Genomic DNA, 23,810 nt, shown 5'->3' with positions numbered 1-23,810 from the left:
CGGTTAGTTATTCTTTGGATTCATATGGGGGCGTTCTTCGCGTTCCAAATCAAGTAAATGTATTTTCATGTCGAGACCCCCGGCATACCCCACCAAGCCGCCGCTTACACCAATGATGCGATGACAGGGAATGATTACGGGAATCGGATTTTTATTATTTGCGCCGCCTACTGCTCTTACGGCTTTCGGTGATTGAATCGCCTCGGCAATGTGCTTATAGGAAGCTGTCTCTCCGTATGGGACATCAAGCAGAGCGGTCCAAACTTTTTTCTGAAAGTCCGTACCCTGCAAATCCAATTCCCCATCAAACCTTAGCCGCTCTCCTCTAAAATACTCCTCCAGCTGTTGCACGATTGGCGCAAGTGTTCCTACATCCTCCCGGAACTCCGTCCCCTTGCCAAACCAACGGGTGACCCACTCTTGCAGGTCATCTTGATTCTGGCTCATAGTGCCGAAAGCAACACGGCAAAGCCCTTTCGGGCTTGTAATGAGAACAAGCGCGCCTATAGGCGTAGCCACTTCCGTATAGATCAATTTGTTCGCAGCGGATTGCTGATTATATGTCATGTCGGATTCTTCTCCCCTGTCTGCGAGCTTGCATGATTCGCTTGCCGGATGGCCGTCATCGCCTTCTCAATATCTTGCAGCACAGCTGGTTCCTGCTCGGTCCCTTGGGCTTTGTCCAGAGCTGTTGCGGCATCTTCGCCGCCTATACGCCCCAACGCCCATGCAGCCGTTGCCCTAATCTCAGGCCGCGGATCCTTGTGCAGCAGCTCCGTAAGCACAGGCACAGCGGAGCTGTCCCTGAAGTTGCCCAGCGCGATGATCGCGTTGCGCTGGATGGGCTTTTTGCCCCTCCAGGACGCCGCGATGCGTCCGTATTGCTCTTTGAAGTCCTTGTTCGTCATGGTGAGCAAGGGAATCAGAAGCGGCTTGACCTTCTCAGGGTCAGGCTCGAACTCCGGATGATGCGTCCAGTTCATCCCCTTGTTCTTCGGGCAGACGATCTGGCACGTATCACAGCCGTAGAGCCGGTTGCCGATCTTAAGCTTGTACTCATCCGCGACATATCCCTTCGTTTGGGTGATGAAGGAGATACAGCGCGATGAATTGAGCTGTCCCGGGCCAACGAGCGCCCCTGTGGGACAAGCGTCGATACAAATCGTGCAGTCGCCGCATTGGTCCATTATCGGCGTATCAGGACGGAACGGAATATTGGTGATGATTTCGCCCAAATAGACCCATGAGCCCCATTCCGGCGTAATGACGGCGCAGTTCTTACCGGACCAGCCGATGCCGGCCCGCTGCGCAACAGCGCGGTCGACCAGCACGCCGGTGTCGACCATGCTTTGCAATCGCGCATCCGGCATGCGCTCCGCGATGAAAGCCTCCAGCTTCGCGAGCCGGTCGCGAAGCACATCATGGTAGTCGCTCCCCCAGGAGGAGCGCGAAATGATCCCCCGATACGCCCCTGGCTCGGATCGGGGCGGGTTGGCCAGCTTCGACGGGTACGCGACCGCGATGGAGATGATCGACCGCGGCGCGTCGAAGCTCAGCTCGGGATGCACCCGCTTCTCGATATCCGGCTCCTCGAAGCCGGATTCGAACCCCTTCTCCCGGTGACGCAGAAGGATGTCTTTCAGTTCTGTGAACGGCTCAGCTGACGTGAAGCCGATCTTATCTATACCGAGGGACGTCGCGGCTTCCACGATCTCTTGTTGTAGTTTTCTAATCTCTGTCTCTGACGCTGCGACGATGGAAACCGCCAAAACACCCTCACCTCTTTCATCTGTTCGTATTTACCTTACAGGTCTGCGGCCATTGAGAATGGCCACAGCACATACTCGGCCCGGCCTTGAATCAGGCTGGCCGGAACTTCCCCGAACCTGCGGCTGTCCGCACTCGCCGCCGCATGGCGGTTATCGCCCATCACGAAGACGCGGCCCTCCCCGATCTGCATCGGGCCGAAATCGCCGTCCTCGATGGGCGAGTCGGTATACGGCTCGTCGACTTTCTCGCCGTTCACATACAAAGCGCCGCCTCGGCCTTTCACCTCGTCGCCGCCAACGGCTACCACCCTTTTCACCAAAAAAGGATGGTGGGTAAAGGCATACTCCTCCGTCTCCTTCAGGATGACGATTTCACCGCGTTTAGGCGATTTGAAGTACGTAATCGCCTTGTTCACAAACAGCCATTCTCCCTCTTGCAGCGTTGGATCCATCGAATGTCCCCGAACCGTGGACAAGTTAAATCCGAATTGATGCACAAGAATAACGACAAGAAGAGCTACGAGGATGGATTTCGTCCAATCCCACAGCTCATGGGTAAGGCTCTTTACCTCTGTCTGTTTGACATTCCTGGACTGTGAAGCTGCTTGATTGGATTCATTACGGCCTACAAAGAAGCTCATTCATGCTCCTCCGTTCTTTTGCTTTTCCCACTGCTCGTAATAATGCATGACCAAGTCATCTTGAAATGGCGGCTTGTCCGTACTTGCCAGTTCCAAAATGGCGGCAAGCCCATCCTTCACTTTTGACTCAACAAGTGTTGAATAGTGATAATTCAGTTTATGACGTTCATATTCATCTTCATCTACGATATGCACGGAACGATCCGGCATTCGAATGACATCAAGGTCGTAGTCGATATAAGTAAGCACTTGCCCCGTCACATACATAGGAGACGCTACGTTGCAGTAATATCTGACTCCCGTATCTTCAATAAGGGCAACAATATTAAACCATTGCTTGGGAATAAAAAAAGAAACGCCTGGAATACGGCTGATCCATTCCTTCCCGTCAGCTTCCTGAATCTTCGTCTGGCTGTTAATAAACACCATCATGTCTTGCTGGAGATGGTCGGCATGCATGACGTGCGGCGGCACTCGCCAATTCGTGAGCCACATCCGGTGTAAATGTCCGTCATGTTTGAAGCTTTTTATCACATACGGCGCGAAATTATCCATGTCTCAAAGCTCCTCTATTGATAGCTGCCGATAAGTTCCCCTAATATATAGAAAAGCATATCTGACCCCCAAATGCAATGGCGGCACAGATATGCTTCTCTAGCTTCAAATCTGTTCAATTTCACTCTCGTCACTGCCGTGACTACACGCTGACTTTCTTCACAATGCTCAAACGATGCGCAGCACGGGAAAAATCAGATGTACTATAACCCGCCGACTCATACACAGGGAGTACGACTTCATTATGGACGTCCACCGTTACCATAATTTTGTTCACGTTCCGTTGGAGGAACCTCATTTTCATCGCTTCGATCAAAGCTTTTCCGATACCTTTACGCTGATACTCTGTGGCAACTGCAATTCGATAGTAATAGCCATTGTTGTTATCGATGGTGCCAATAATCACGCCCACGATTTCTGATTCTTCTTGTGCAACCAGCACAAGCTCCGTATCCCAAGAAAGTTGACGAGCAAATGCTTCCATCGTTTCCTCATAGCAAATTTCCGACAAAACATCCTGTAAAAGTGATGTCACCGAAGACGTATCACCAAGCTGAAATGAACGAACATGCATACGGTTCTCTCCCAATCCCCTATTCATTTTCTAGGATTAATTTTATGGTAATTTAGTAAATACGACAAAAAAGGACGGAATCCTGCTGAAAATGTGTTAAAATTCACAAAAATCTTTGTTTTTTTCTAAAAACCTCTTGAAAGCGCTTAAATGCAAGCGTTTTCAACAAATTGCGCGTTAAGCATTCACTTGTTGCTGGGTTGACAGACCTTGCACAGTGCGGAGACTTTCCGTTTCACGCTCGACAATATTCCATCGCGCGCTATTCGCCATACAGCCACTTTCCACTGGAGAGAATTCCGTTAAGGCCTAACTGCAGGAACTGGCGTCCTCTATTCGGAGGAAAACGGGCTCTTTCCCCCTACGAGCGGAACTACAGGGTCTTATGCAGTCTCGATGCGTTGTTTTTCGCTTGAACTCACAAATTAGCGGACCGTAGTTCCCCCTACAGACGGAAATTGCAGCTTTGCAAAGAAATAGCGAACTCTAGTTCCCTTCTTCACTTGCCAGCCGCAACAAATAAAAACCTGACGGATGAAATTCCGTCAGGCATTGATGTTAGCTGCTAAGTAGCTTGCGACTCTTTAACAACTGCTTGCGGACCGCGATATTTGTAGAAAAATGCCACACCAATCAGGGCAAGCCCATTGATGGCAAAAACAAGAGGAATTCCGATCCAGCCGCCCAAGAAGCCGCCGATGATCGGACCGCTCATCGTCCCAAGCTGTGTAGCGGATTGGTTCAGGCTGAAGGCCCTGCCCCGAAAGCCGGGATCCGTAAATTTCACAATCAAAGCATTTAACGCCGGATAGACGGCGGCGAAGAACAGCCCGTAGCTAAACCTCAATATGCCGAACGCCAGCAAATGATGAGTGCCCAGCTGCAGCAGATTGCCTATGCCTCCGCCTAACAGCCCGATGAACAGCGTTTTGGAGTAGCTGATCTTTTGCCCAAGCTTGCCCCATCGAGGCGCGGCTATGACAGTGGCTACGCCAACCGCTGAGAAGATGATGCCTGAGCTTAGCGACGCTGAGCTTTGGGTGCCCCCCATTTGGAGCACATAGATGGTAAGCAGCGGCTCAACGATCATGACCGAGGTAGCCACCAGCATGGTGACGCCAAGGATCATCATGAAGGATCGGTTGTGCGCAGCCGATTTCAAGTCATCCCAGACGCTGGAACGCTCGGCGGAGCGGTTGAAGTTTTTTTCCTTGGCTCCGAATAGGCCGATGAAAGCCGCCACCAAAACGACACAGCCGGAGACCAGAAAGGACTCCCTGTTCCCTACCCAATGGCTGACAAATCCGCCAACCAGCGGGCCTATCACGCTTCCTGCGGCTCCTGCGGTAGACATGACGCCGAGGGCGTAACCGACTTCTTTCTCCGGCGTGTTCGTGGCAACCAGCGCAATGGACGCCGGAACGAAGCCGGCAAGCAGCCCCTGCAGGATGCGTACAACTAAGAACAGGTACGGATCATGTACGAAAAACGTCGCAAAATAAAGAACGCTTAAACTGAACCCTGAACGAATGAGCATCGGTTTGCGACCATATTTGTCAGCAAGCGATCCCCAGTAGGGTGCAATTAAAGCGCTGGCTAGAAAAGTAATGCCAAATGTGATACCCGACCATGCTTCGAGCCCTTTATCAATCCCGAGCTCCGTGTGCAGGAATATCGGCAAGAATGGAACCGATATGGTGTAGGCCATCCCGCAGAAAAAAACGCCGATCCATAATGTAACCAGATTTCGCTTCCAAGAAAATTCCATGTCATTTCCCCTCCTAATGCTTCTTTCTGCACGTAAGTGCTCGTTCATTTCTCCTTCTCTCTCCCGATAACCGCGAAACGATAACCTTATTTTATCATCTTTCTCCCGATATTAGAATTTTTAAATCAAGAACGCAAAAAAGCCTGACGGTTTAGACACCATCAGGCAGTATATTTTCAGTGGCTCCTTGCTGCATATCCTCTCAATACCTTCTCTGTCGCATGATGGACAATGATGTACAGCGTAAACACGACAAGATAAACAAATGGTGAGTACCACAGCTTCCATCCATTAAACGTAAAAACGTGACAAAGGCAGGCTATCCATTCAAAAAACACGGATATCCCCGAAAATAAGCCCACATAAAGGATTCGGACTATGCCTTTTAATTTCCATTTATCATAAAAATACAAAAAGATGTAGGTATACGGAGGATAGTTAAAATAATAAATGACAATGTCCATCACCTCATACTTGGAACTATCACTGACGTCGTACATATCGAAAGGTTTGACGGCAATCAATGAATCAACCGACTGTGAGATAAAAACGGTGAACACGGTATACACGGTAATCGCAACAGGAGAGAAACGTTTGGGCAGCAGAAAAGCGATGGTTACGGTGACAGCGAGTGAGATCAAGGTAAACCACTCATTGATATCAAAGTGTTCAGGTGGGTAGAGGATCATGGCCATCACACTTTCCAAGCATTTTTCTGAAAACTAGGCAGAAACAGGTTAACTCAAGCAAAGCGGTATACCAGATGACCATAGAATAACCGAGATTCCACCCCGTTAAGGTCAGAATACCAAAAAACTGGAATAAGTGATAAGAACCGGTTAAGGCTGAAAACCAGATGCCTATATAGAGGATTTTGATCAGAAACCGTGTATTCGCTTGAAAAATAGGAACGAGCAGCCACAGGGTGCCAATCGGGAAAATAAAGATTTGATTGAGCTTATAAAAGTAAAAGGCCCAAAACGACTCTGCAAATTGTATCAATTTGAAATTATCTACAATCGCGGAATGCAGCTGTTCAATCGCAATTAAGATGACCATGTAGTACACCCATTTTTCGAAACGGTCAAACAGCTTTGGCATTTTGCCCAAGGAAACCACTGCGCCAACAGCAATCAAGGTCGTGCAAACATTTAATAAAAACAGGATAGAAAAAACCTCCAATCGGGAAAAGTTTTACCTTACTATTCCCCGTTGAAGGCTCCGTATGCAATAAGCTATCCTATCGTGATCTTTCCTTCCGGGTAGCGGAAATGTTCTTTCTCCGGCAGCGGAATCAAAATGTAAGCGAGTGTAACGGGTCCAAGCCGCCCAATGAACATCAGTATAACAAGAAATACTTTGCCGAATTCCGTCAGCTGTGAAGTTAATCCCATCGACATTCCTGCTGTGGCATATGCTGATGTGACCTCAAACAATACGCCAAGAAACGGATAGCTCTCTGTTATGGTCAGAACAATGGTGGCAATGACAATCAATGAAAAAGAAAGCAGCGTGAACGTAATCGCCTTATAAATCCGATCTTTTGAAATGCGGCGGCGGAACAGCACGATTTCCTCTTGGCCCCGCATCATGGCGATCACGGCACCGACAAGGATGACGAAGGTCGTCACCTTGATGCCCCCTCCGGAGGAACCGGGCGAAGCCCCGATAAACATCATGATAATGATAAAGAACTGCGTCGCCTGCCGCATCGATGGAATATCGATGGTGTTAATGCCTGCTGAACGCGATGAAACGGACTGCAGCAGCGAGCTGAGCAGCTTGCCCGTCGCGGAGAGCGGCTGCAGCGTATGCGTATTCGTGAACTCGAAGATAAGAATGACGAGAGCCCCGATGAAGATGAGCGCCGCAGAAGCGCTGAGCACCACCTTGCTGTGCAGGGTAAGCTTTTTATTCTTAGGATACGTTAGCAAATCGGAAATCACGATAAACCCGATTCCACCTAAAATGACTAGAAGCATAGAGACGATGTTCACGAAGGGATCTTCGACATAATGCATCAAACTTCCCGGCCGATCAGGCATGCTGCCGAATAGATCGAACCCGGCGTTGTTGAATATCGAGATGCTGTGAAATATGCCAAAGTATACGGCTTGGCCGATAGGCATCTCAAACGACCAACGAATCGCGTATAACACGGCGCCGGCCAGCTCAATGTAGAGCGCGTAAATCAAGACTTTTCGAACAAGCCGAACGATTCCTTCCGTAGACTCATGATTCATCGCCTCCTGCAGGATAAGACGCTCCTGGAAGGAGATGCGCCGCCGCAGAACGAGGGCAATAAGTGTGGACATGGTCATGAAACCAAGACCGCCGATTTGGACAAGAAAAATAAGTACAATTTCCCCAAAGGTTGATAAATGCTCGCCTGTGTTAATCACGGACAACCCTGTTACGCAAGTGGCGGAGGTCGCCATAAATAGGGCATCGGTCCATGTCATTTGGCCCTCCCCCGCTACGGAAACGGGCAAAGACAGCAAGATCGATCCCGAGATAATGATCAAAATAAACCCGATAGCCAGCACCTGGGGAGGACTTAAGCGAAATCTTTTTTTCGAATTATGTATCATTGCGAGCAACCCCATACCCCCATACCTATAATGAGCTTGCGACAATTGTATAATTTGATAGAAGCAATGTAAAGAACTGTCAGATTAAGAGAGATTATCGCCTAGCGCTGCGGCTTTCCGCCTAATTTATATGCCGTATAGGCAGGAATAACTCCCTTCCTGGTAGAACACTTCAGTTGGAATCTTGAGTTAAGCCCTTAGCGGAGGTAGTTTTGGCCATGTCCATAGACCAAAGATTAATAAATGAATCTTTATTTATACAAGCTTTTCAATACGCTCCGATCGGCATGGTTCTCGTTTCATTGAATGGACGCTGTCTCAAAGCTAATCCGGCTATTTGTTCCATATTAGGGTATTCGGAATTGGAGTTGTCCACCCTTACTTTTCAGGAGATCACTCATCCGGAGGACTTGATCCTTGATCTGCAATTAATGACTGAACTGCTTACTGGCAAACGCGATTCCTATCAAATGGAAAAAAGGTACATTCATAAGGACGGACATATTGTATGGTCCCTGTTGGCTGTATCTCTTGCTCAGGATGAGGAGAGTCACACCCCCTTTTTCGTCTCACAAATTATCGATATCAGCGTTCAAAAACAGATGGAAAACGAACTGCGCAAGAAAGAACGTCTTCTCTATGAAAAAGACGTCCACTATCAGAACAGCATGACGAAACATTTGGAACAAATTTATGAGCTGTATCGTATGATTTCCGATCATGTTTTGGACATTATCTCAATTTCCTCACCGGAGGGCGTAACCCGTCATATTTCTCCGGCTGTTCAAAGCTTGCTGGGCTATGAAATGGATGAAATCGTAGGAACCAAAATAATGGATCTCTGGCATCCGGATGATTTGCTTGCTTTGGGTGAGCGCTGTCTTCTTAGCCATACGGATGTCGATATGTTTATATGCCGTGTTCGCCATAAAGAGGGACATTACGTTTGGTTCGAAACGACGGTCAAAATGATTCGTAACGAAAAAGGCGAGGTCGATAAAATCGTCGCCGTCGGCCGGGATATTACAAAACGGAAACAAGCCGAAGATGAGCTCTGCGCGACCAGGGAAAGACTTGAATCCTTCATCAAAAACAATGGGGACGCGATTTGGGTCATTGACCGTGACGATAAGGTCGTTGAAATCAATGCCGCATTCGGCAAGCTTTTTCAGTGGAAGTCCGAGGAAATTATCCATCAATCTCTGCCCATTACACCACCAAATCTCGCCGATCAAACAAGGGAACTTCACAAGCAAGTCCTATCCGGTCAATCGGTCATCGGCTTCGAAACGGTTAGATTGCGCAAAGACGGATCGCTTGTTGATGTGAGTACGACGCTATCTCCTATTCATGACACGACGGGTCATATTATTGGTATCGCTGGCACGTGTCACGATATTACGGAAAAGAAACAAGCCGAACAACTGCTCATTAATTCAGAAAAACTTTCTATCGCCGGTCAATTAGCTGCCGGGATCGCCCATGAGATCCGTAATCCGATCACAGCGATTAAAGGGTTCATTCAGCTTATGAAATCGGGGGTTACCGAGAAAAAATTGTATTATGAGATTATGTCATCAGAAATCGAGCGCATTGAAATGATTCTCAGCGAGCTGCTGATTTTGGCTAAACCTCAGATGATCCACTCGGATCGTAAAGATATTCGTAACATTTTATCTCAAGTAACTACATTGCTGGAATCACAAGCGCTTCTTAATAATGTGGAAATCATCACGGAATGTGAACCCGATCTTCCTCCGATTTTGTGCGATCAGAATCAGTTGAAACAGGTTTGCATCAATTTCATTAAAAACGGGATAGAGGCGATGTCACTTGGCGGGACCCTCCTCATTCAAGTGAAAACGCAGAACGGAAACAGATTGATTCTCCGCTTTATCGATCAAGGCTGCGGAATCCCCGAGCACATTATAACTAAGCTGGGACAGCCCTTCTATACAACAAAGGAAAAAGGAACGGGCCTTGGATTCATGGTCAGCAAAAAAATTATTGAAAGCCACAACGGAACGGTAAACGTGTTCAGCAAAGATAAGGAAGGAACCACCGTTGAGGTTTGCCTTCCGACCTATAATTAAAATGGAGCCATTCTGCCAAAACAGGATGGCTCTATTTCCGCTCTACCTCACTTCCCCTGCGTCCTTCAGCTGCGTATTTACATGCACATTTACTTCCGCTTTGGCAAACGCCTCGCCCCATCGATCGTCCACCTTCTTCCATGCTTCATACTGATAAGCACGTGCGAACAAGCCTAAACCGATCGGGTCGATCTCTTGCTTTTGAAACTCGTCAATGAGTTCCTTGAATTGCTTTTCCAACTGAGTCGTAATCATCTCTTCCAGCTTCTTGCCTTCCTTGTCTATATCCAAAGTGAATAATTTTTCCGTCATAAAAATAGGCAGATTCAACAAGACCTCAAAATGAAACTGATCTTGTGAATAAGTCACCTTCACTTTCCTTGTGAAATGCATGATATAAAAAGTGACCGCTCCTTCGGAAAAAAGGTCGTCCTTGCTTTCTTCCGGCAATTGCACAGAATACGAAAGACTTCCTTCTATGCTTCCTTGAAGCAATAACAGAAGTTGATTTTCTCTCGTAGTCAACTTCGCTACATATTTTCCTTTCTTATTCAGCAATGCAGTCCCCGTAGCGACAATTTCTACATTTTTGCGTAATTGCGGCAAGTATGGCGTTATTCCCTTTTCATATATCTGGCTGTGCAGATTATGAAGTGTTGTCGCCGAAATCAGATTTCTCTCTTTTGCTGTATCAATAAGTGTAGCTACATGCAGAGGAAGCCTTCGTTTATTCAAGGGCTTGAAAAACATGATGTCCTCGACAGGACCATCAACAGCAATAACCTTCGCCAAAATATTCGATTTGGAATCTCTGAAACAAATGTCCAGCATTTTGATCCATCCCTCGTGCTCTAGAACACGCGATCCAACAAGAATACTTTGGACTTTACCGGAGCTTATCAGCGCCGAAACACGAGCATCCAATTCGTTTCTTGCTCCTCTCACGGTCTGGGAATACACCTTGCTTTGCTCATTTTTTTCCTTTGCTTCCTTGTTAAATACAGGACTTGAAGAATAGAATACAAGATTATTGTCCTTGTCCAAATCAATACCCAGCATAAGAAGAAGAGAGATGTCTTCCAAGTCCGTCCGATCATCACATCCTGGAAGTATCAACAGCACAACAATAAGGAGCAGGATTGCTCTTCGAACCCGCCGCATTAATTCCGCCACCTCACTATCCAATTCTTCATGTTAAGGAGTCCCCATAGAACAAAGGGAAGCAAGTACGCTACACCCACTCCAAGCTGATTAAAATACGCGATCCAAACTTTACTATCATGCCAACTCAGATCCCAAATGAAGGTGATTGCGATCATCCCTGCCAACAGAACGATCATATGTGCATTCGTTTTGCCTTTTGCAATCAATTGCTCGGTGCATTGCACGGCAATATGAAGAGCAGGAAACCACGTTTTACAAATGAGGAGCGTATACACAGATAAAAAAATAATATCGAATCTCTCCAGAAAACGATATTCAATGATTTTGGCAGCGGAAAGTGGTGCTAGTTGATACTGGGTGATTTCATCCGGGCTGAAGACAACAAAACAAATAATCGTCACAAATAAGTAAACCGCAAGAGTTAGGGTATTAGCGATTACCACGTTGGCCGAAGCTGTTTTCTTATTTTCCAAATAAGGGTAAAAAAACAGGACGCCTTCAAAACCCAAAAAAGAGAGAATCGTTGAGCTTACACTATGCCAGACTGGCATCCAACCCTCTTTTAGAACCGGAAGCAGGTTTATCCAATTTGCCTCCTTGAATACATATAGCAGGATGAACGGCATCCATACAGTGCTTAGTATCACAACTTCTGCGAAGCGTCCTAAACTTCGAACGCCTCCCTTTACGACCATAAAGGCAGGCACAACAAATAACAACATAAGCACATAAGTATAAGATTGCTGCATAATCCAAGTTTTAATGAGCAGAGCCATTCGGTCAAAAATTAAATAGGCGAACAGAATCATGTAGACAGCAAAAACGAGGGTCAAAAGGGTACCGGACCACTTGCCAAAGTAATGCCTCACCAGATCGATCACGGTCCCGCCAGGATATTTTTTCATGATCTGGATCATAGCCAGACTCGCCACAACCGAACATACCCAGCCCCCAATAATCGCGATCCACCCATCCGTCCCGCTAATTCCTGCCAAAGTGGAAGGCATTGTTATCACGCCTACACCCACCTGCATCCCATGAATCAAAAAGATAAACTGTAAGCGCGTTATTTTGTTATTTTCATAGGTATTCCCTGTTTGTGGCATTAGCTGTCATCACCTTCTGCCCGTTTTGAGGCCATCTTCTTTTTCTGAAGAGTTCTAACACTTTGGGGGCGCATAATCATCTTCCACAGTGGCACACGTACAAAACCATCTTTCCAATCCCCTGGGCGTATGGGGGCAAGCGGTGAGGTGTAAGACTGGCCAAGTGACTTTAAATTAATGAGGTGCGCAATCAAAACCATGTACCCGGCTACGATCCCGACAATGCCGAAAATGGATGCAATAATCATCATAGGAAACCGGATTAACCGAATGGACGAGGCCATGTCATAGTTGGGCAGGATGAAAGAGGCCACCGCCGTAGAGGCCACGATCACGACCATAAGGTTGCTGACAATACCCGCTTGAACAGCCGCTTGCCCGATGACGATCCCGCCCACAATGCCTACCGTCTGGCCTACAGGAGCTGGCAAGCGAATGCCGGCTTCACGAAGCATTTCGAGCATAATCTCCATGATTAAGGCTTCAATAAGCGGCGGATATGGAACAACAGCTCTAAACTCACCGATAGATAAAATAAGATCTAGAGGAATTACTTCATGATTGAAAGAAATGCAGGCAATATAGATCCCCGGCAGGAAAGCGGCCACAAAACAGGCCAATATGCGCAGCAGCCGAAGGAAGGTCGCCACTGGCCAACGTATGCTGTAGTCATCAATGCCTTGAAAAAAGGACACCAGGTTCATTGGTGCAACCAACACGCTGGACGAACGATCGAGCACAACGCAAATTCTTCCCTGCAAAATTTGGGAGGCCGCTGTATCAGGCCGTTCCGTCGTAATAAATTGCGGAAACAAGGAGAAGGAATTATCCTCGATATGTTCGGCAAGTTCTCCTGTATTTAATATGCAGTCTACATTTAATCCCGTAATCCTGTTCTCCAGTTCCTGCAAAAGTTCGGGCAACGCAACATCTTCCAAATATAAAAGGGAAACCTTGCTTCTCGCTCTTCGGCCTATATAATACTCTTTGATTTTCAGCTCCGTGCTGCTAATATACCGGCGAATTAACGCAATATTTTGAGCGTCCGTTTCGACAAATCCTTGATGAGCTCCTTTTAACGAGGCCTCGATCTGTGAATCTGTAATCGCTCTTTGCGGCCAGCCCTGCGTATCCATGGCATAGGCATGTGGCAGCCCATCAACGAAGAGGACGCTATACCCGTGCAAGATAGAGGTCTCTATTTGCTCCCATGTTGCTATCGTGCTCATAAGTCCAAGCGTTACAGGCAGTTCGCCTTCTGTTGTATCCGCATGGTGAAACATAAGCTGGCGCAAAACGTTGTTGTTGATTGCATTTTTATCGACAAGTCCGGACAGATACACAAGTGCCGCTTGGCTATCCATTTGTTTATAAGTGAAGGTGCGGACGACCAAATCCGGTGTTTTGTTAAAAAGCGCCTGCAGAAACTTTACATTCTCTGTAAGAGTGGTATGCAGCGAGTTGCTCCCTGGTGTAAAATGATTGTTCTGCCCCGGTTCGGGCCCTTGAATGAATATCCGGTTCGTCCAGCGAAATAATCGGCGAACAAAACTCATCATGTACACCCTCTTACCTCATCCAATCTTGTCGTCTCATTTTCCCTTGAATTTCCACGGATTATTCATGGCTTTTTGTCGGGGCCAGTGAAAATCAGCTTTTTGCGATTAGGCATGTATAAAAGGTGGTAATATTTCGGATGTTATAGGAGGAATGCGAGGTGAAACCATGTCTACCTACGAGGAATCCAATTCAGAATATCCGCGGAAAATCCGCGACTTCCAAGTACTAAGCACAATCAAGCCCAGTGAATGGACGGAGATTGAACTCCAGAGCAGCCACAGGCAAATGAGCGACTTATCCCCTTGGCTTAATGAGCAGGGCACCCATATCCACAATCAAATCATTCAGGAAATCGAACGTCGCGGCGTCTGACTTAGTAAACATAGATGTTGCTTTATTATCGAAATTCCTTCATAATGAAGAAGTTGAATCTACATAATTTTAGGAGGTATTTATACAATGGCACATCAACTACCAGCTCTTCCTTATGCGAACGATGCACTTGAGCCACACATCGATGCAAAAACGATGGAAATTCACCACGATCGTCACCATAACACTTACGTGACGAACTTGAATGCAGCTTTGGACAAGCATCCTGCTCTGCACGATAAATCCCTTAATGACCTGATCGCTGACCTGAACAGCCTTCCTGAAGATATTCGCACTGCTGTTCGCAACAATGGTGGCGGACACGCGAACCACTCCCTGTTCTGGGAAGTTATCGGACCAAACGCTGGCGGAGCACCTACTGGCGCACTTGCAGCAGCTATCGAGAGCGAGCTTGGCGGTTTTGACAAATTCAAAGCTGACTTCGCTGCAGCAGCAACAACACGCTTTGGTTCCGGCTGGGCTTTCCTGGCTGTTGACAAAGCTGGCAAATTGAAAGTATACAGCTTGCCTAACCAAGACAGCCCGATCATGGAAGGCGAAACGCCAATCCTTGGTCTTGATGTTTGGGAGCACGCTTACTACCTGAACTACCAAAACAAACGCCCTGATTACATCGCAGCGTTCTGGAACGTTGTGAACTGGGCTGAAGTTGGCAAGCGTTACGACGCTGCGAAATAAGCCAGCCATACAAGGAGCTGTCCATCGAGTAGATTTTTCTACTTGAGGGCAGCTCTTTTTTTCATTTCACCCCTGAGTGGCGACCTAGGGATATCCCCGGACATCCTCCTTTGGGACTATTAATGGTGGAAATTGTTTACGGTTTTTCGGGAAAGTAGTACGATAACGGTAACCAATATTATCCTGAAAAGAGTTGAGAGCCCTGTGAAAACAATCGTCCCCCTACTCCAAAATGTTCCTCTTTTCCAAGAACTCTCACAAGCTGATTTATTAGGCATCTCGCCTTTGTTTATTGAAAAAAAAGTGAAGAAGGGCAGCATTCTATTCTTGGAAGGCGATGCAGGCGAGGAGTTATTCCTAATCAAATCGGGTGTCGTTAAAATATATCGGTTGGATGAAGCCAAGGAGATCATTCTGGCTTTGTTTCGGGACGGGGATTTTTTTGGTGAGATGTCTCTGATAAGCGCAGGTCTTACCCGATCGGCAACCGCTGAAACGTTGGAAGCCTGCACACTTTATGCGCTGAAGCGCACTTCGTTCGTGCAATACATGGAAAAGAGCCCTAGGCTATGCCTAAAGCTCTTGGAAACAACGATGGGCCGATTGCGTCAGGCCAATGACCAGATCTATGATCTGACGTTTCTTGGCGTGCGCTCACGCATTATTAAAACCATTATTCGCCTATCCGAACAACATGGTATCCCTGCACAGGACGGCCTTCTGATTAATGTAAAATTGACGCATCAGCAGCTCGCCAATATGGTGGGCACTGTACGGGAGTCCGTTACCAAGGTGCTGCAAGAGCTCCAGGATGACGACCTCATACAAATTGATAAAAAGTTAATCACATTAAAAAATGTGGAAGCGATTAAAGCCGAAATTCGCTAATATCCGTGGATCAGGGAGCACCTACTCGTTGCTCTCCTGCCACTCTTTCATAATCCGAATAAACACATTCGGGAAAGCATATTGCTGCAGCTCCTCCGGGCCTACCCAGCGGTAATGGAACGGGATCCATTCTCCCCCGTTGGTTGGGTGGCTCAAGCTGGTGAGCTTGGCGCGAAATACTTTCATTTTCCAGACAATATGGCTGAAAATATGCTCCGTATCCATGAACCACTCGCCAGGTTGGATCATGATTTGCTCTTGGTCGGCAAGCGCTTTGCGCAGCAAGCCCTTGTTCTCTTCGTCAGAGAGCCATCCCTCCGGCTCCCACGTCACATGAGGCAGCTCCCACATACGGGCTAGCAAACCTTCCTGCGGACGCTGTCTGATCAGCCATTTGCCTTCATTCTCACCCGTACCTTCGATCAAAGCCACTGCTCGCAGCTCAGGACGAGGCGGTTTGGCTTTCTTTTTGATGGGCAAGCCTTCTTCCATGCCGGCTTCACGCGCCGAGCAATGGGCCATGACGGGACATGTCAAGCAGTGCGGCGACCGAGGCGTACATACCATAGCCCCAAGCTCCATCAGCGCTTGATTAAAGTCACTCGCCGTGCCTTCCAGGATGAGCTCGCGCGCCAGCTTCTCCATACGGGTCCGAGTCGCCGGCTTCATGATATCTTCTTCAATGAGAAAATAACGCGACAACACGCGCATGACATTGCCGTCTACAGCCGGCTCCGGCTTATTGTAGGCAATGCTTAGTACAGCTCCGGACGTATAGGGACCGACACCTTTTAGCGACGAAATCTCTTCTTTCGTCTGCGGAACGATGCCGCCATAACGCTCGTGCACTTCACGTACCGCAGTTTGAAGATTCCTTGCGCGCGAATAATAGCCTAATCCCTCCCAGGCCTTGAGCACATTCTCCTCAGGTGCAGTCGCCAGGGCTTCTACCGTTGGGAATTGATCAATAAACCGATGGAAATAAGGAATAACCGTATCCACTCGGGTTTGCTGCAGCATGACTTCGGAAATCCATATATAATAAGGGTTTTTACTTCTTCGCCATGGTAAATCACGTTTGTGCGTATGGTACCAATCCAGTAAGTTTTTGGAAAAATAAAGCATTTGTTCTTGACTGTACATGAGCTCTCCTTCTCTATAGGGCGCGTTCCAGTTATAATGAATGAATGGACATGAGTCCATTATACGAGAATTGCGGAACATAAAACTAGAGGTGAATGTATGCAAAACGAGAAGCAAGTACATAAAAGGAAATTATGGATCGGCGAAGCGCGTGCTCTCCTCCCTCTGCTCTTCATCTGGGGCGCGGAGTGGATGTTCAGTGCGCTTATGGATATTGCGATCTATTGGCGCGACCTGGATTGGTTAAAACAAGCCGCCCTCCTTACCGCTGTCGTAGCGAGCTTGGTGCAGTTGTGGAGTCTGCGGAAGGATTTCCGCGCTGGCGGTGAGGGCATACAGGACCAAAGCGGCTGGGGGCATCCGGCACTGCTGCTGCTGCCAGGCGTGATGCTGATTGCCGCTATCGCTTTGCTTGAGGCTATTGGTGCTATCGGGCCTTTATTCGCCCCTGTGCTGCGAGCTTTCATTCTCGCCATCGGATTTGTGCAATTCGGGCTGCTGCTGGGCAGACCTTTGATTTATTTGGGACTGTGGCTGTTTGCCTTGTCCGCTGTAATGGGTGTATGGTATCTGGGCTACTCCGCCGTCATCCTCGAGGGCATGGGCGGTATCAGCCTCGTCGTATGCGGATATATGCTGCGCGTTTGGGGGCGGCAGAGTTAGGAAAGTGCAAGACATACATTCAGCGGCAAATAGGAGGACACTCACTATGAGGCAAAACAAAGAAACCATGCTGCGCACAGCATGGCGATGGAGAATCGGCGCACTCGTCCTTGCGCCGATGGTGCTCGCGTTAGCTGCATGCGGCGGGGCTTCCGGTGGCGAAGCCACACCGAAGCCTCCGGCCGCCACCGCAGCAAGCGAGAGCAACCCTGCGTTCGTGAAGGCGCAGGAGCTCTTCACAGCGAACAAGTGCATCAGCTGCCACGGCGTTGATCTGGCTGGCAGAGCCGGCGCCAAGACCAATTTGCAAAAGGTCGGCAGCCAAATGACCAAAGATCAGATCGCGAACCAGATCAAAAACGGCGGCGGCGGCATGCCCGCTTACAGCACGAAGTTGTCCGAGGATGAAATCGGACAGCTGAGCGATTGGCTCAGCTCCAAAAAATAGCAGCCTTAGAGCTGCTCTACAATCGCATAGGCGGCAGCCATCGATTCCGTATGCGTAATGCTGATATGGATGCGCAGGCTGCCTATTAAGCCTGCCCTCTGCAGCGCTTCCTCGCGCACGTGGCATATCGGCTTGCCCAGTCCGTCGGGCAGCACCTCCACATCCTGAAAGCCAATTTGCTTGCCGATCCCACAGCCGATCGCTTTGACAATCGCTTCCTTTGCCGCAAAACGGCCGGAAGCAAACTCCGCTAACCGCCCTCGGCGTTTTTGCGCAAGCTCTCTCTCCGGAGGCGTCATAATCCGCTCCAGAAACCTTTCACCCGCTGAACCCTCCAGCATCTTGCGCACTCGCGCAATTTCCACCAAATCCGTTCCGACACCAATAATCATCGCTCGTGAGCACCACTTTTCTGCTGCGTTTTGCGTCCACTGTACACGATTCACTCTTCACGGTCAAGAGGACTGTTTGCTTGCAGGGGCTATCAGTGGCTATTAGCGAGCTTCCGGGAAACTTTCAAAAGACTTCTAGTTACTTCCAGGTAAGTAAGTTACCCTATTTTCAGTTCTTATGCCACGCAGGAACTAGGCGTATACTGGACATAGATGAAAAGCTGGGAGGCCTACATAAATGAGAATCATGCCACTTGAAAAACGTGGAATATCGAACAGCCGAATTGCTTTTGGATGTATGGGCATTGGCGGGGACTGGACAGCAGCGCCCTTGACCAAGGAAGATTATGTCGTTGCCGAGAAAGCTGTAGAAGCTGCACTTTCCATTGGCATCACCATGTTCGATCATGCCGATATTTATAAAAGAGGAAAGTCGGAAATTGTTTTCGGCGAAGTCCTGAAGAAAAGGCCTGATCTTCGCGATCAAATTATCCTTCAATCCAAAGTGGGCATCCGTTTCCAGGATGATGTGAATCCACAACGTTTTGATTTTAGCAAAAATCACATGATTCCCGCAGTCGATGGCATCCTCAGCCGACTTGGCGTGGAGCATCTGGATGTTCTGCTGCTTCACCGCCCAGATCCGCTTATGGAACCGGAAGAGATCGCAGAAGCCTTTAATATATTGCGTTCTGCCGGCAAAGTGCGCCACTTCGGCGTCTCCAATATGACCGCTGCGCAAATGCGCTTCATTCAAAATTCGTTGCCGGAGCCGCTTGTGGTGAACCAGCTGGAATTGAGCCTGGCTCGCCTGGACTGGATTGAACAAGGCATCCTTGTCAATCAAAAAGCCGGCGTAGGCGTCAATTTCGCTGATGGCATCCTGGAACACTGCCAGATGGCGGACATCCAAATCCAGGCTTGGGGTCCGCTGGCCAAAGGCATCTTCTCTGGCAAAGTTTTGGAGGACGCGCCAGATAACATCGTCAAAACAGCAGCCCTCGTTAAGAAACTGGCTGCCGAACAAGAAACAAGCTTGGAAGCCGTCGTCCTTGGCTGGTTAATGAAGCACCCGGCTCGCATTCAGCCGGTCATCGGCACTTCATCTGTCGAGCGTATCCATGCTTGCCAAGATGCGATCCGCGTATCTGAAAATATGACACGCGAAGAGTGGTATACGCTGCTTGAAAGCTCACGCGGTGTGCGCGTTCCATAGGTTCGTAGGTTCGGCACTCACTCTCTCATAAACAAACAACCCCCGACCTAGACAAGGCCGGGGGTTTCATTAACGGGCTTAAATACCCGGAATCGGAATACGTTTATGCTCCGTTTTGAGATATTGCTTCTCCAGCTTCTCTTGCACAGCCGGATCAATTTGCTTGCCTTCCAAGTAGTCGCTGTTATCGCCGTATGTAATGCCAAGCTCGTTCTCATCCGTCTGTCCGTCCCAGAGACCTGCGGTCGGGGCTTTGTCCAGCACGCTTTGCGGAACGCCCAGCTTCGCTGCAAGAGCTCGCACTTGCCGCTTATTCAGCGTGCTAAGCGGTGTAATGTCGACGGCACCGTCGCCATATTTCGTAAAGAATCCGGTAATCGCTTCGGAGGCGTGATCTGTGCCCACAACGATTAGGCCCAGTTCGAAAGCAAGAGCATACTGCATCACCATGCGCGTGCGCGCTTTGATGTTGCCTTTGCCGCCACGGCTCACATGCTGGTGAACCCCGATATGCTTGAGCCCGTATTCGACTTCAATGGCGATTTCGTCGACGGCTTCTTCAATATTGTTCTCGATTTGATATTTCAAATCGAATGCTTTGGCCACCGCGTAGCTATCTTCGATATCTACTTGTTGACCGTAGGGTTGAAACACGCCGACCGTCTTGTACTCGGTGCCTTTCTCCGCAGTCAGCTCGTCCGTCGCCTGCTTGCACAACCCCGTCGCTACAGCGCTATCGATTCCGCCGCTGATTGCGATCAGCAGGCCGTTCGCTTTCGCGCCAAGCACATAATTTTTCAGAAAGTCCACACGTTTGCGGATTTCTTCGTCAATATCAATTTCCGGCTTAACGCCAAGCTTTGCGATAATTTCTGCTTGCAAACTCATGCCTCTCTCCACCTTTTCTACAGTGTAAAAACCAACCTTCTTTGAAATCTAGTATAGACTTTCACTCTCAAAATTTCAAAGAATAATCGCATTTTTCTGCCCATAAAAAGGAAAAGACCCGCCATGCATCAGCTGCAATAGCGAGTCATTATTCCTTATTTGCAATATTGATTGAAAGCACCGATCAAATCGCCTGCGATCATGTCAGCGGAACGGTCTTCAATTTGGTGACGTTGGATGAAGTGAGCAAGCTCACCATCTTTGAACAATGCGATGGATGGGGATGATGGCGGGTATGGTGCCAAATATTCACGAGCCTTCGCTGTTGCATCCTTCTCTTGACCTGCGAACACCGTGTATGTGTACGTTGGCAGTGTATCGTTTTGAAGCGCTTTGGCTACGCCTGGACGACATTGTCCTGCTGCGCATCCGCAAACGGAATTGATAACCAGCAGCATTGTGCCATCTTTGGATTTCTCCATCGCTTCGTTCACTTGCTCCGGAGTCAGAAGCTCCGTAATTCCCAGACGAGTCAAATCTTCTCTCATCGGTTTAACCATATCTTTCATGTAAGAATCAAAAGACATTGCCATATGTTCCACCCCTTAGGATTTAATAGTTACTCTCAAAACGTAATCGTTACAACTTATATTATACATCCGTTAGCGGTGAATGCAAAGTACCTATAGCCGGCTTCTGACACAAATAGAAATAAAGCGAAAGCTATTAAGCTTCCGCCTCATCCTTTTTCCTCGTACTAGAAGCCTCTCCCGGCTCAAAGGAAACATCTTTATCCGGATGCGTGAAAATCCCGCTTTGCGGCACGATGCCTTTTTCGAAATAGTCGCGATTCTCGGCGCTTTGAAAGCCAATGTCCTTATACGGGTGAACCCATTCATCGCCTGCCATGACTTCGGGATCGGTCTCAGCCGTCCACTGCTCCAGCGGGGAGTTGTCTGATTCGTATTCATGATCGCCGATGACGACACCATGTTCGTTCACGAACGCGTCACGCGGACCGCGCCCCTGCTCAAATTGCGGGAGAAAATCGATCTCGAAAGGATCGAGATTGCTTGGGTCCTGAGCGGATTGGGCTGTCTTCTTCGGATCTTTGCTCATGTTGACGGCCGGTTGGGTCCGTCCAGTTTTTTGTCCACGAAGCCCTCTTTACCTGCACCGGATTGCGACTTCTCGCGTTCTTTGTTTTGCTGCTCTTGTTGGATTTGGGTCTTGGAATCGTTTTGACTCATTGCACTCAGCTCCCTTCTGCCAGTATTATGTGCCAAAGCAGGTAGAAGCATTCCAAGCACGAGCATGAAAAGAAAGATAAGCTGCGCCAAGCTTAAATAAAGCAGTTCCGGCTGCGCAGCAGCAAAAAAGCTGGCTAACATACCGCTGGCGCCACCGTACATCAGTGAGTACTTCAGTACAATCCCGCTCCCGAAGCGATTCCGACGCCCCTCATACCCAATCTGCCAAATAAGCAGAGGGAGGAGCAGCAACGATACATAGGCATGAAAAGGATGAAAACGCGATATCGTACCCTCCACACTAATGCCCCATGGCCATGTAGTCGGCAATCCGTATCCCGGGACCAGTGCACAATATACAAATACGGCTGCAGTCAAGCCAGTAGCCAATATATCTAGAAAAACGTACAGCGGTATCCGCTGTTTTCTTATTTGAGCGTACATATAAACAGCAGCCAATAGCAGTCCAAGCATTATTTCTGTGCCAGAGCCTACTACCATAAGAAGTTTCAATGGACTTGTCCAGAGTAGCGAGGGTTGTGTGACGATAACGCCAAGCTTCCATGTGATTAGTACGATGACTGCGCCAGCAAAAACGATATCATCAATCGACTTAGTCATCGCGGTTTCTTCCCCACTGCGCACTTGCCGCGCCGCTCTCCGAATCAACCATAAGCCTATAGCGCAAGCCAAAAGCACCACTATCAGCTTTCCTTGCAGCTGCAATGGCCCTAACTGCAATACATCCGGCATCCTACCGCCTCCCTCTCTCCATTACATCCATCGTAACGAGAGGAAACGCGATGTGCAACTATCAGGGCTCCAGGAACTGAAAGGTAAAGGAGGATTTCTGCAACTTGTCAAAACGGAAGCCTGCGGCTTTCAGCTTGCGGATCACGACTGGCAGCGCCTCTACAGTCGTGGTCTTATACGTGTTATCGTGCATCAGTACGATAATACGCTTTTTCCCTTTGCTTGCGCTCAGCACAGAGTCGATGATCATGTCTCTATCCTGCACGGGGGCTGCAGCATCCGTCGAGCTAACGTTCCAATCGAAATACTGGTAACCTTGTTCTTTTGCCTTGGCCGTCACCTGATTCATTATTCCCCTGCCGCCGGATTTGCGGCTCACTTGATTGTTCGAACCGCCTGGAAACCTTAGAATCTCAGGTCGAAATCCGACCGTTTCCTCCAGAAGTCGATCGAGCTTGCGCGCATCTTTGATGAAAGCTTCTGGTGATTTATAAATACGGTTATAATCGTGCGAATACGTATGATTCCCAATTGCGTGTCCTTCCGCTGCGATTTCTTTATAGAGCGTTTTGCCCTCGCTCGTTTCTGTACCTATGACGAAAAAAGTTGCGGTTACCCCATTGGCTTTTAAAATATGTAAAATCTTCCTTGTACTATTTGACGGACCGTCATCAAAGGTCAAATAGGCGATTTTATTCCCTACTGGAGGTGGACCGTGATGTGGAGGTCCTGTATAAAAATGCCTCGTCTCCACAACCGTTATTTCTTTGTCATCATTCGGCGGGGTAGATGGGCTCACCTCTGTTACCTCACTCGCTATTTTTCCCGATAACTGTTTAGGCACTTGCGCCGCTTGCTCCGTATGTATTTGTTCGGTCCCACACCCTGCTACACTGACACTAATCATTAACCCTATTAAATAAACGCCTGCTCGTCGTTTCTGATCACCCATAGATGCTCCCCCCTCTTCGTGCGTTTCCTGTGCCATTTTAGTATGGCTATCCGCGCATTCGACATTAAATCCAATATTTCCCGGGAAATCCGACAGGAACAGCCTCGTTTCCTCCTTTCACTCTAGTAGCAAAATAAAAAAAGACCATCCACAGGTCAATTTCAACCTAAGGATGGTCCTTTCCTTACAAACCGCTTACTCAGCAGCGCTGCCGTTTAATTTCTCTCTCAGCAGGTTCATCTGCTCATCAACCTTTGCTTGCTTCGCCACATCAACAGGTGTGTAGCTGCCTACCGTACCAGCCGGTACGTATGGCTTGCGTGCG

The 23,810-nt window shown here is 48.4% G+C and carries 26 protein-coding genes; 7 read left to right on the top strand and 19 right to left on the bottom strand.

Going from position 1 to position 23,810, the window contains the following annotated elements:
- Nucleotides 1-3 precede the first annotated feature (3 nt).
- The 9 genes from PCH02S_RS36715 to PCH02S_RS16855 all read right to left on the bottom strand — a co-directional run bounded on the left by PCH02S_RS36715 (nucleotide 4) and on the right by PCH02S_RS16855 (nucleotide 7,898).
- A complete protein-coding gene (locus PCH02S_RS36715) occupies nucleotides 4-567 on the bottom strand; it encodes a methylated-DNA--[protein]-cysteine S-methyltransferase (protein WP_127455059.1) in 564 nt (187 codons plus the stop codon).
- Nucleotides 564-1,757 carry a tRNA epoxyqueuosine(34) reductase QueG gene (queG, locus tag PCH02S_RS16890; protein ID WP_407670091.1) on the bottom strand — a complete coding sequence of 398 codons (1,194 nt, stop codon included), beginning with the start codon at nucleotides 1,755-1,757 and terminating at the stop codon, nucleotides 564-566. The genes PCH02S_RS36715 and queG overlap by 4 nt, the downstream gene beginning before the upstream one ends.
- A gap of 47 nt (nucleotides 1,758-1,804) precedes the next feature.
- Nucleotides 1,805-2,410 carry a signal peptidase I gene (gene lepB / locus PCH02S_RS16885; protein ID WP_127455055.1) on the bottom strand — a complete coding sequence of 202 codons (606 nt, stop codon included), beginning with the start codon at nucleotides 2,408-2,410 and terminating at the stop codon, nucleotides 1,805-1,807.
- Nucleotides 2,411-2,965, bottom strand: a complete 555-nt coding sequence (locus PCH02S_RS16880; RefSeq protein WP_127455053.1) for a DUF402 domain-containing protein — start codon at nucleotides 2,963-2,965, stop codon at nucleotides 2,411-2,413.
- Between the two features lie 142 nt (nucleotides 2,966-3,107).
- Nucleotides 3,108-3,539 (bottom strand): GNAT family N-acetyltransferase, encoded by a 432-nt coding sequence (locus PCH02S_RS16875; protein WP_127455051.1) that lies wholly within the window; start codon nucleotides 3,537-3,539, stop codon nucleotides 3,108-3,110.
- Nucleotides 3,540-4,104: 565 nt separating this feature from the next.
- Nucleotides 4,105-5,307 carry an MFS transporter gene (locus tag PCH02S_RS16870; RefSeq protein WP_127455049.1) on the bottom strand — a complete coding sequence of 401 codons (1,203 nt, stop codon included), beginning with the start codon at nucleotides 5,305-5,307 and terminating at the stop codon, nucleotides 4,105-4,107.
- A gap of 176 nt (nucleotides 5,308-5,483) precedes the next feature.
- Nucleotides 5,484-5,996, bottom strand: a complete 513-nt coding sequence (locus PCH02S_RS16865; protein WP_127455047.1) for a hypothetical protein — start codon at nucleotides 5,994-5,996, stop codon at nucleotides 5,484-5,486.
- Nucleotides 5,977-6,489, bottom strand: coding sequence for a hypothetical protein (locus PCH02S_RS16860; protein WP_127455045.1), 513 nt, complete (start codon nucleotides 6,487-6,489; stop codon nucleotides 5,977-5,979). The genes PCH02S_RS16865 and PCH02S_RS16860 overlap by 20 nt, the downstream gene beginning before the upstream one ends.
- A 53-nt stretch (nucleotides 6,490-6,542) precedes the next feature.
- A complete protein-coding gene (locus tag PCH02S_RS16855; protein WP_127455043.1) occupies nucleotides 6,543-7,898 on the bottom strand; it encodes a TrkH family potassium uptake protein in 1,356 nt (451 codons plus the stop codon).
- 218 nt (nucleotides 7,899-8,116) lie between these two features.
- On the opposite strand from PCH02S_RS16855, the gene PCH02S_RS16850 reads away from it, so the two are divergent.
- The gene (locus PCH02S_RS16850; RefSeq protein ID WP_127455041.1) at nucleotides 8,117-9,991 is read left to right on the top strand and encodes a PAS domain S-box protein; all 1,875 of its coding nucleotides are present in this window, start codon (nucleotides 8,117-8,119) and stop codon (nucleotides 9,989-9,991) included.
- A gap of 42 nt (nucleotides 9,992-10,033) precedes the next feature.
- On the opposite strand, the gene PCH02S_RS16845 is transcribed toward PCH02S_RS16850, so the two are convergent.
- From PCH02S_RS16845 to PCH02S_RS16835, 3 genes are read right to left on the bottom strand one after another with little or no spacing between them, the layout of a single operon-like run.
- On the bottom strand, nucleotides 10,034-11,152 hold the full coding sequence (locus PCH02S_RS16845) for a Ger(x)C family spore germination protein (protein ID WP_127455039.1): 1,119 nt from the start codon (nucleotides 11,150-11,152) through the stop codon (nucleotides 10,034-10,036).
- The gene (locus tag PCH02S_RS16840; RefSeq protein WP_127455037.1) at nucleotides 11,152-12,261 is read right to left on the bottom strand and encodes a GerAB/ArcD/ProY family transporter; all 1,110 of its coding nucleotides are present in this window, start codon (nucleotides 12,259-12,261) and stop codon (nucleotides 11,152-11,154) included. Before PCH02S_RS16840 ends, PCH02S_RS16845 begins: the two co-directional genes overlap by 1 nt.
- Nucleotides 12,261-13,817 (bottom strand): spore germination protein, encoded by a 1,557-nt coding sequence (locus PCH02S_RS16835; protein ID WP_127455255.1) that lies wholly within the window; start codon nucleotides 13,815-13,817, stop codon nucleotides 12,261-12,263. Before PCH02S_RS16835 ends, PCH02S_RS16840 begins: the two co-directional genes overlap by 1 nt.
- 154 nt (nucleotides 13,818-13,971) lie before the next feature.
- Between PCH02S_RS16835 and PCH02S_RS16830 the strand changes: the two genes are divergently transcribed.
- From PCH02S_RS16830 to PCH02S_RS16820, 3 genes are all read left to right on the top strand, one after another.
- A complete protein-coding gene (locus PCH02S_RS16830) occupies nucleotides 13,972-14,193 on the top strand; it encodes a hypothetical protein (protein ID WP_246069126.1) in 222 nt (73 codons plus the stop codon).
- Between the two features lie 87 nt (nucleotides 14,194-14,280).
- Nucleotides 14,281-14,892 carry a superoxide dismutase gene (locus PCH02S_RS16825; RefSeq protein ID WP_127455033.1) on the top strand — a complete coding sequence of 204 codons (612 nt, stop codon included), beginning with the start codon at nucleotides 14,281-14,283 and terminating at the stop codon, nucleotides 14,890-14,892.
- Between the two features lie 204 nt (nucleotides 14,893-15,096).
- Nucleotides 15,097-15,780, top strand: a complete 684-nt coding sequence (locus PCH02S_RS16820; RefSeq protein WP_127455031.1) for a Crp/Fnr family transcriptional regulator — start codon at nucleotides 15,097-15,099, stop codon at nucleotides 15,778-15,780.
- Between the two features lie 21 nt (nucleotides 15,781-15,801).
- Here the strand turns inward: PCH02S_RS16820 and mutY are convergent, their stop codons facing one another.
- Nucleotides 15,802-16,923, bottom strand: a complete 1,122-nt coding sequence (mutY, locus tag PCH02S_RS16815) for an A/G-specific adenine glycosylase (RefSeq protein ID WP_127455029.1) — start codon at nucleotides 16,921-16,923, stop codon at nucleotides 15,802-15,804.
- A 99-nt stretch (nucleotides 16,924-17,022) separates the two neighbouring features.
- Between mutY and PCH02S_RS16810 the strand changes: the two genes are divergently transcribed.
- Together PCH02S_RS16810 and PCH02S_RS16805 are read left to right on the top strand one after the other, a co-directional pair.
- A complete protein-coding gene (locus PCH02S_RS16810) occupies nucleotides 17,023-17,586 on the top strand; it encodes a hypothetical protein (RefSeq protein WP_127455027.1) in 564 nt (187 codons plus the stop codon).
- Nucleotides 17,587-17,632: 46 nt separating this feature from the next.
- Nucleotides 17,633-18,034 (top strand): c-type cytochrome, encoded by a 402-nt coding sequence (locus PCH02S_RS16805; RefSeq protein ID WP_246069125.1) that lies wholly within the window; start codon nucleotides 17,633-17,635, stop codon nucleotides 18,032-18,034.
- A 5-nt stretch (nucleotides 18,035-18,039) separates the two neighbouring features.
- Here the strand turns inward: PCH02S_RS16805 and acpS are convergent, their stop codons facing one another.
- Nucleotides 18,040-18,426 (bottom strand): holo-ACP synthase, encoded by a 387-nt coding sequence (gene acpS, locus PCH02S_RS16800; RefSeq protein WP_127455025.1) that lies wholly within the window; start codon nucleotides 18,424-18,426, stop codon nucleotides 18,040-18,042.
- Between the two features lie 238 nt (nucleotides 18,427-18,664).
- Between acpS and PCH02S_RS16795 the strand changes: the two genes are divergently transcribed.
- Entirely contained in the window at nucleotides 18,665-19,642 is a 978-nt protein-coding gene (locus tag PCH02S_RS16795; protein ID WP_127455023.1) for an aldo/keto reductase, read from the top strand.
- Between the two features lie 78 nt (nucleotides 19,643-19,720).
- Here PCH02S_RS16795 and nadE read toward each other — a convergent pair whose 3' ends face one another.
- The 5 genes from nadE to PCH02S_RS16770 form a co-directional block, all read right to left on the bottom strand.
- Nucleotides 19,721-20,530, bottom strand: coding sequence for an ammonia-dependent NAD(+) synthetase (gene nadE / locus PCH02S_RS16790; protein ID WP_127455021.1), 810 nt, complete (start codon nucleotides 20,528-20,530; stop codon nucleotides 19,721-19,723).
- Nucleotides 20,531-20,685: 155 nt separating this feature from the next.
- Entirely contained in the window at nucleotides 20,686-21,123 is a 438-nt protein-coding gene (locus PCH02S_RS16785) for a BrxA/BrxB family bacilliredoxin (protein ID WP_127455019.1), read from the bottom strand.
- Between the two features lie 133 nt (nucleotides 21,124-21,256).
- Nucleotides 21,257-21,649 (bottom strand): DUF3905 domain-containing protein, encoded by a 393-nt coding sequence (locus tag PCH02S_RS16780; RefSeq protein ID WP_127455017.1) that lies wholly within the window; start codon nucleotides 21,647-21,649, stop codon nucleotides 21,257-21,259.
- Nucleotides 21,646-22,533, bottom strand: coding sequence for a prolipoprotein diacylglyceryl transferase family protein (locus PCH02S_RS16775; RefSeq protein WP_127455015.1), 888 nt, complete (start codon nucleotides 22,531-22,533; stop codon nucleotides 21,646-21,648). The genes PCH02S_RS16780 and PCH02S_RS16775 overlap by 4 nt, the downstream gene beginning before the upstream one ends.
- A 61-nt stretch (nucleotides 22,534-22,594) precedes the next feature.
- A complete protein-coding gene (locus PCH02S_RS16770; RefSeq protein ID WP_164819592.1) occupies nucleotides 22,595-23,485 on the bottom strand; it encodes a polysaccharide deacetylase family protein in 891 nt (296 codons plus the stop codon).
- Nucleotides 23,486-23,810 lie beyond the last annotated feature (325 nt).

It is taken from the genome of Paenibacillus chondroitinus NBRC 15376 (assembly GCF_004000765.1).
Taxonomy (GTDB): domain Bacteria; phylum Bacillota; class Bacilli; order Paenibacillales; family NBRC-103111; genus Paenibacillus_E; species Paenibacillus_E chondroitinus.
The sequence above is the reverse complement of the archived record's forward strand: the minus strand, read 5'-3'. Positions and strand labels throughout refer to the sequence as shown.

Excerpts from the sequence above, each read along its gene's own strand:
- PCH02S_RS16840 (WP_127455037.1), bottom strand. The coding sequence starts at position 12,261 with ATGCCACAAACAGGGAATACCTATGAAAATAACAAAATAACGCGCTTA.
- PCH02S_RS16780 (WP_127455017.1), bottom strand. The coding sequence starts at position 21,649 with ATGAGCAAAGATCCGAAGAAGACAGCCCAATCCGCTCAGGACCCAAGC.
- mutY (WP_127455029.1), bottom strand. The coding sequence starts at position 16,923 with ATGTACAGTCAAGAACAAATGCTTTATTTTTCCAAAAACTTACTGGAT.
- PCH02S_RS16795 (WP_127455023.1), top strand. The coding sequence starts at position 18,665 with ATGAGAATCATGCCACTTGAAAAACGTGGAATATCGAACAGCCGAATT.
- PCH02S_RS16810 (WP_127455027.1), top strand. The coding sequence starts at position 17,023 with ATGCAAAACGAGAAGCAAGTACATAAAAGGAAATTATGGATCGGCGAA.
- PCH02S_RS16835 (WP_127455255.1), bottom strand. The coding sequence starts at position 13,817 with ATGAGTTTTGTTCGCCGATTATTTCGCTGGACGAACCGGATATTCATT.
- PCH02S_RS16855 (WP_127455043.1), bottom strand. The coding sequence starts at position 7,898 with ATGATACATAATTCGAAAAAAAGATTTCGCTTAAGTCCTCCCCAGGTG.
- PCH02S_RS16850 (WP_127455041.1), top strand. The coding sequence starts at position 8,117 with ATGTCCATAGACCAAAGATTAATAAATGAATCTTTATTTATACAAGCT.
- PCH02S_RS16785 (WP_127455019.1), bottom strand. The coding sequence starts at position 21,123 with ATGGCAATGTCTTTTGATTCTTACATGAAAGATATGGTTAAACCGATG.
- nadE (WP_127455021.1), bottom strand. The coding sequence starts at position 20,530 with ATGAGTTTGCAAGCAGAAATTATCGCAAAGCTTGGCGTTAAGCCGGAA.
- PCH02S_RS16830 (WP_246069126.1), top strand. The coding sequence starts at position 13,972 with ATGCGAGGTGAAACCATGTCTACCTACGAGGAATCCAATTCAGAATAT.
- acpS (WP_127455025.1), bottom strand. The coding sequence starts at position 18,426 with ATGATTATTGGTGTCGGAACGGATTTGGTGGAAATTGCGCGAGTGCGC.
- PCH02S_RS16845 (WP_127455039.1), bottom strand. The coding sequence starts at position 11,152 with ATGCGGCGGGTTCGAAGAGCAATCCTGCTCCTTATTGTTGTGCTGTTG.
- PCH02S_RS16805 (WP_246069125.1), top strand. The coding sequence starts at position 17,633 with ATGAGGCAAAACAAAGAAACCATGCTGCGCACAGCATGGCGATGGAGA.
- lepB (WP_127455055.1), bottom strand. The coding sequence starts at position 2,410 with ATGAGCTTCTTTGTAGGCCGTAATGAATCCAATCAAGCAGCTTCACAG.
- PCH02S_RS16770 (WP_164819592.1), bottom strand. The coding sequence starts at position 23,485 with ATGGGTGATCAGAAACGACGAGCAGGCGTTTATTTAATAGGGTTAATG.
- PCH02S_RS16775 (WP_127455015.1), bottom strand. The coding sequence starts at position 22,533 with ATGCCGGATGTATTGCAGTTAGGGCCATTGCAGCTGCAAGGAAAGCTG.
- PCH02S_RS36715 (WP_127455059.1), bottom strand. The coding sequence starts at position 567 with ATGACATATAATCAGCAATCCGCTGCGAACAAATTGATCTATACGGAA.
- PCH02S_RS16875 (WP_127455051.1), bottom strand. The coding sequence starts at position 3,539 with ATGCATGTTCGTTCATTTCAGCTTGGTGATACGTCTTCGGTGACATCA.
- PCH02S_RS16880 (WP_127455053.1), bottom strand. The coding sequence starts at position 2,965 with ATGGATAATTTCGCGCCGTATGTGATAAAAAGCTTCAAACATGACGGA.
- PCH02S_RS16825 (WP_127455033.1), top strand. The coding sequence starts at position 14,281 with ATGGCACATCAACTACCAGCTCTTCCTTATGCGAACGATGCACTTGAG.
- PCH02S_RS16870 (WP_127455049.1), bottom strand. The coding sequence starts at position 5,307 with ATGGAATTTTCTTGGAAGCGAAATCTGGTTACATTATGGATCGGCGTT.
- PCH02S_RS16865 (WP_127455047.1), bottom strand. The coding sequence starts at position 5,996 with ATGATCCTCTACCCACCTGAACACTTTGATATCAATGAGTGGTTTACC.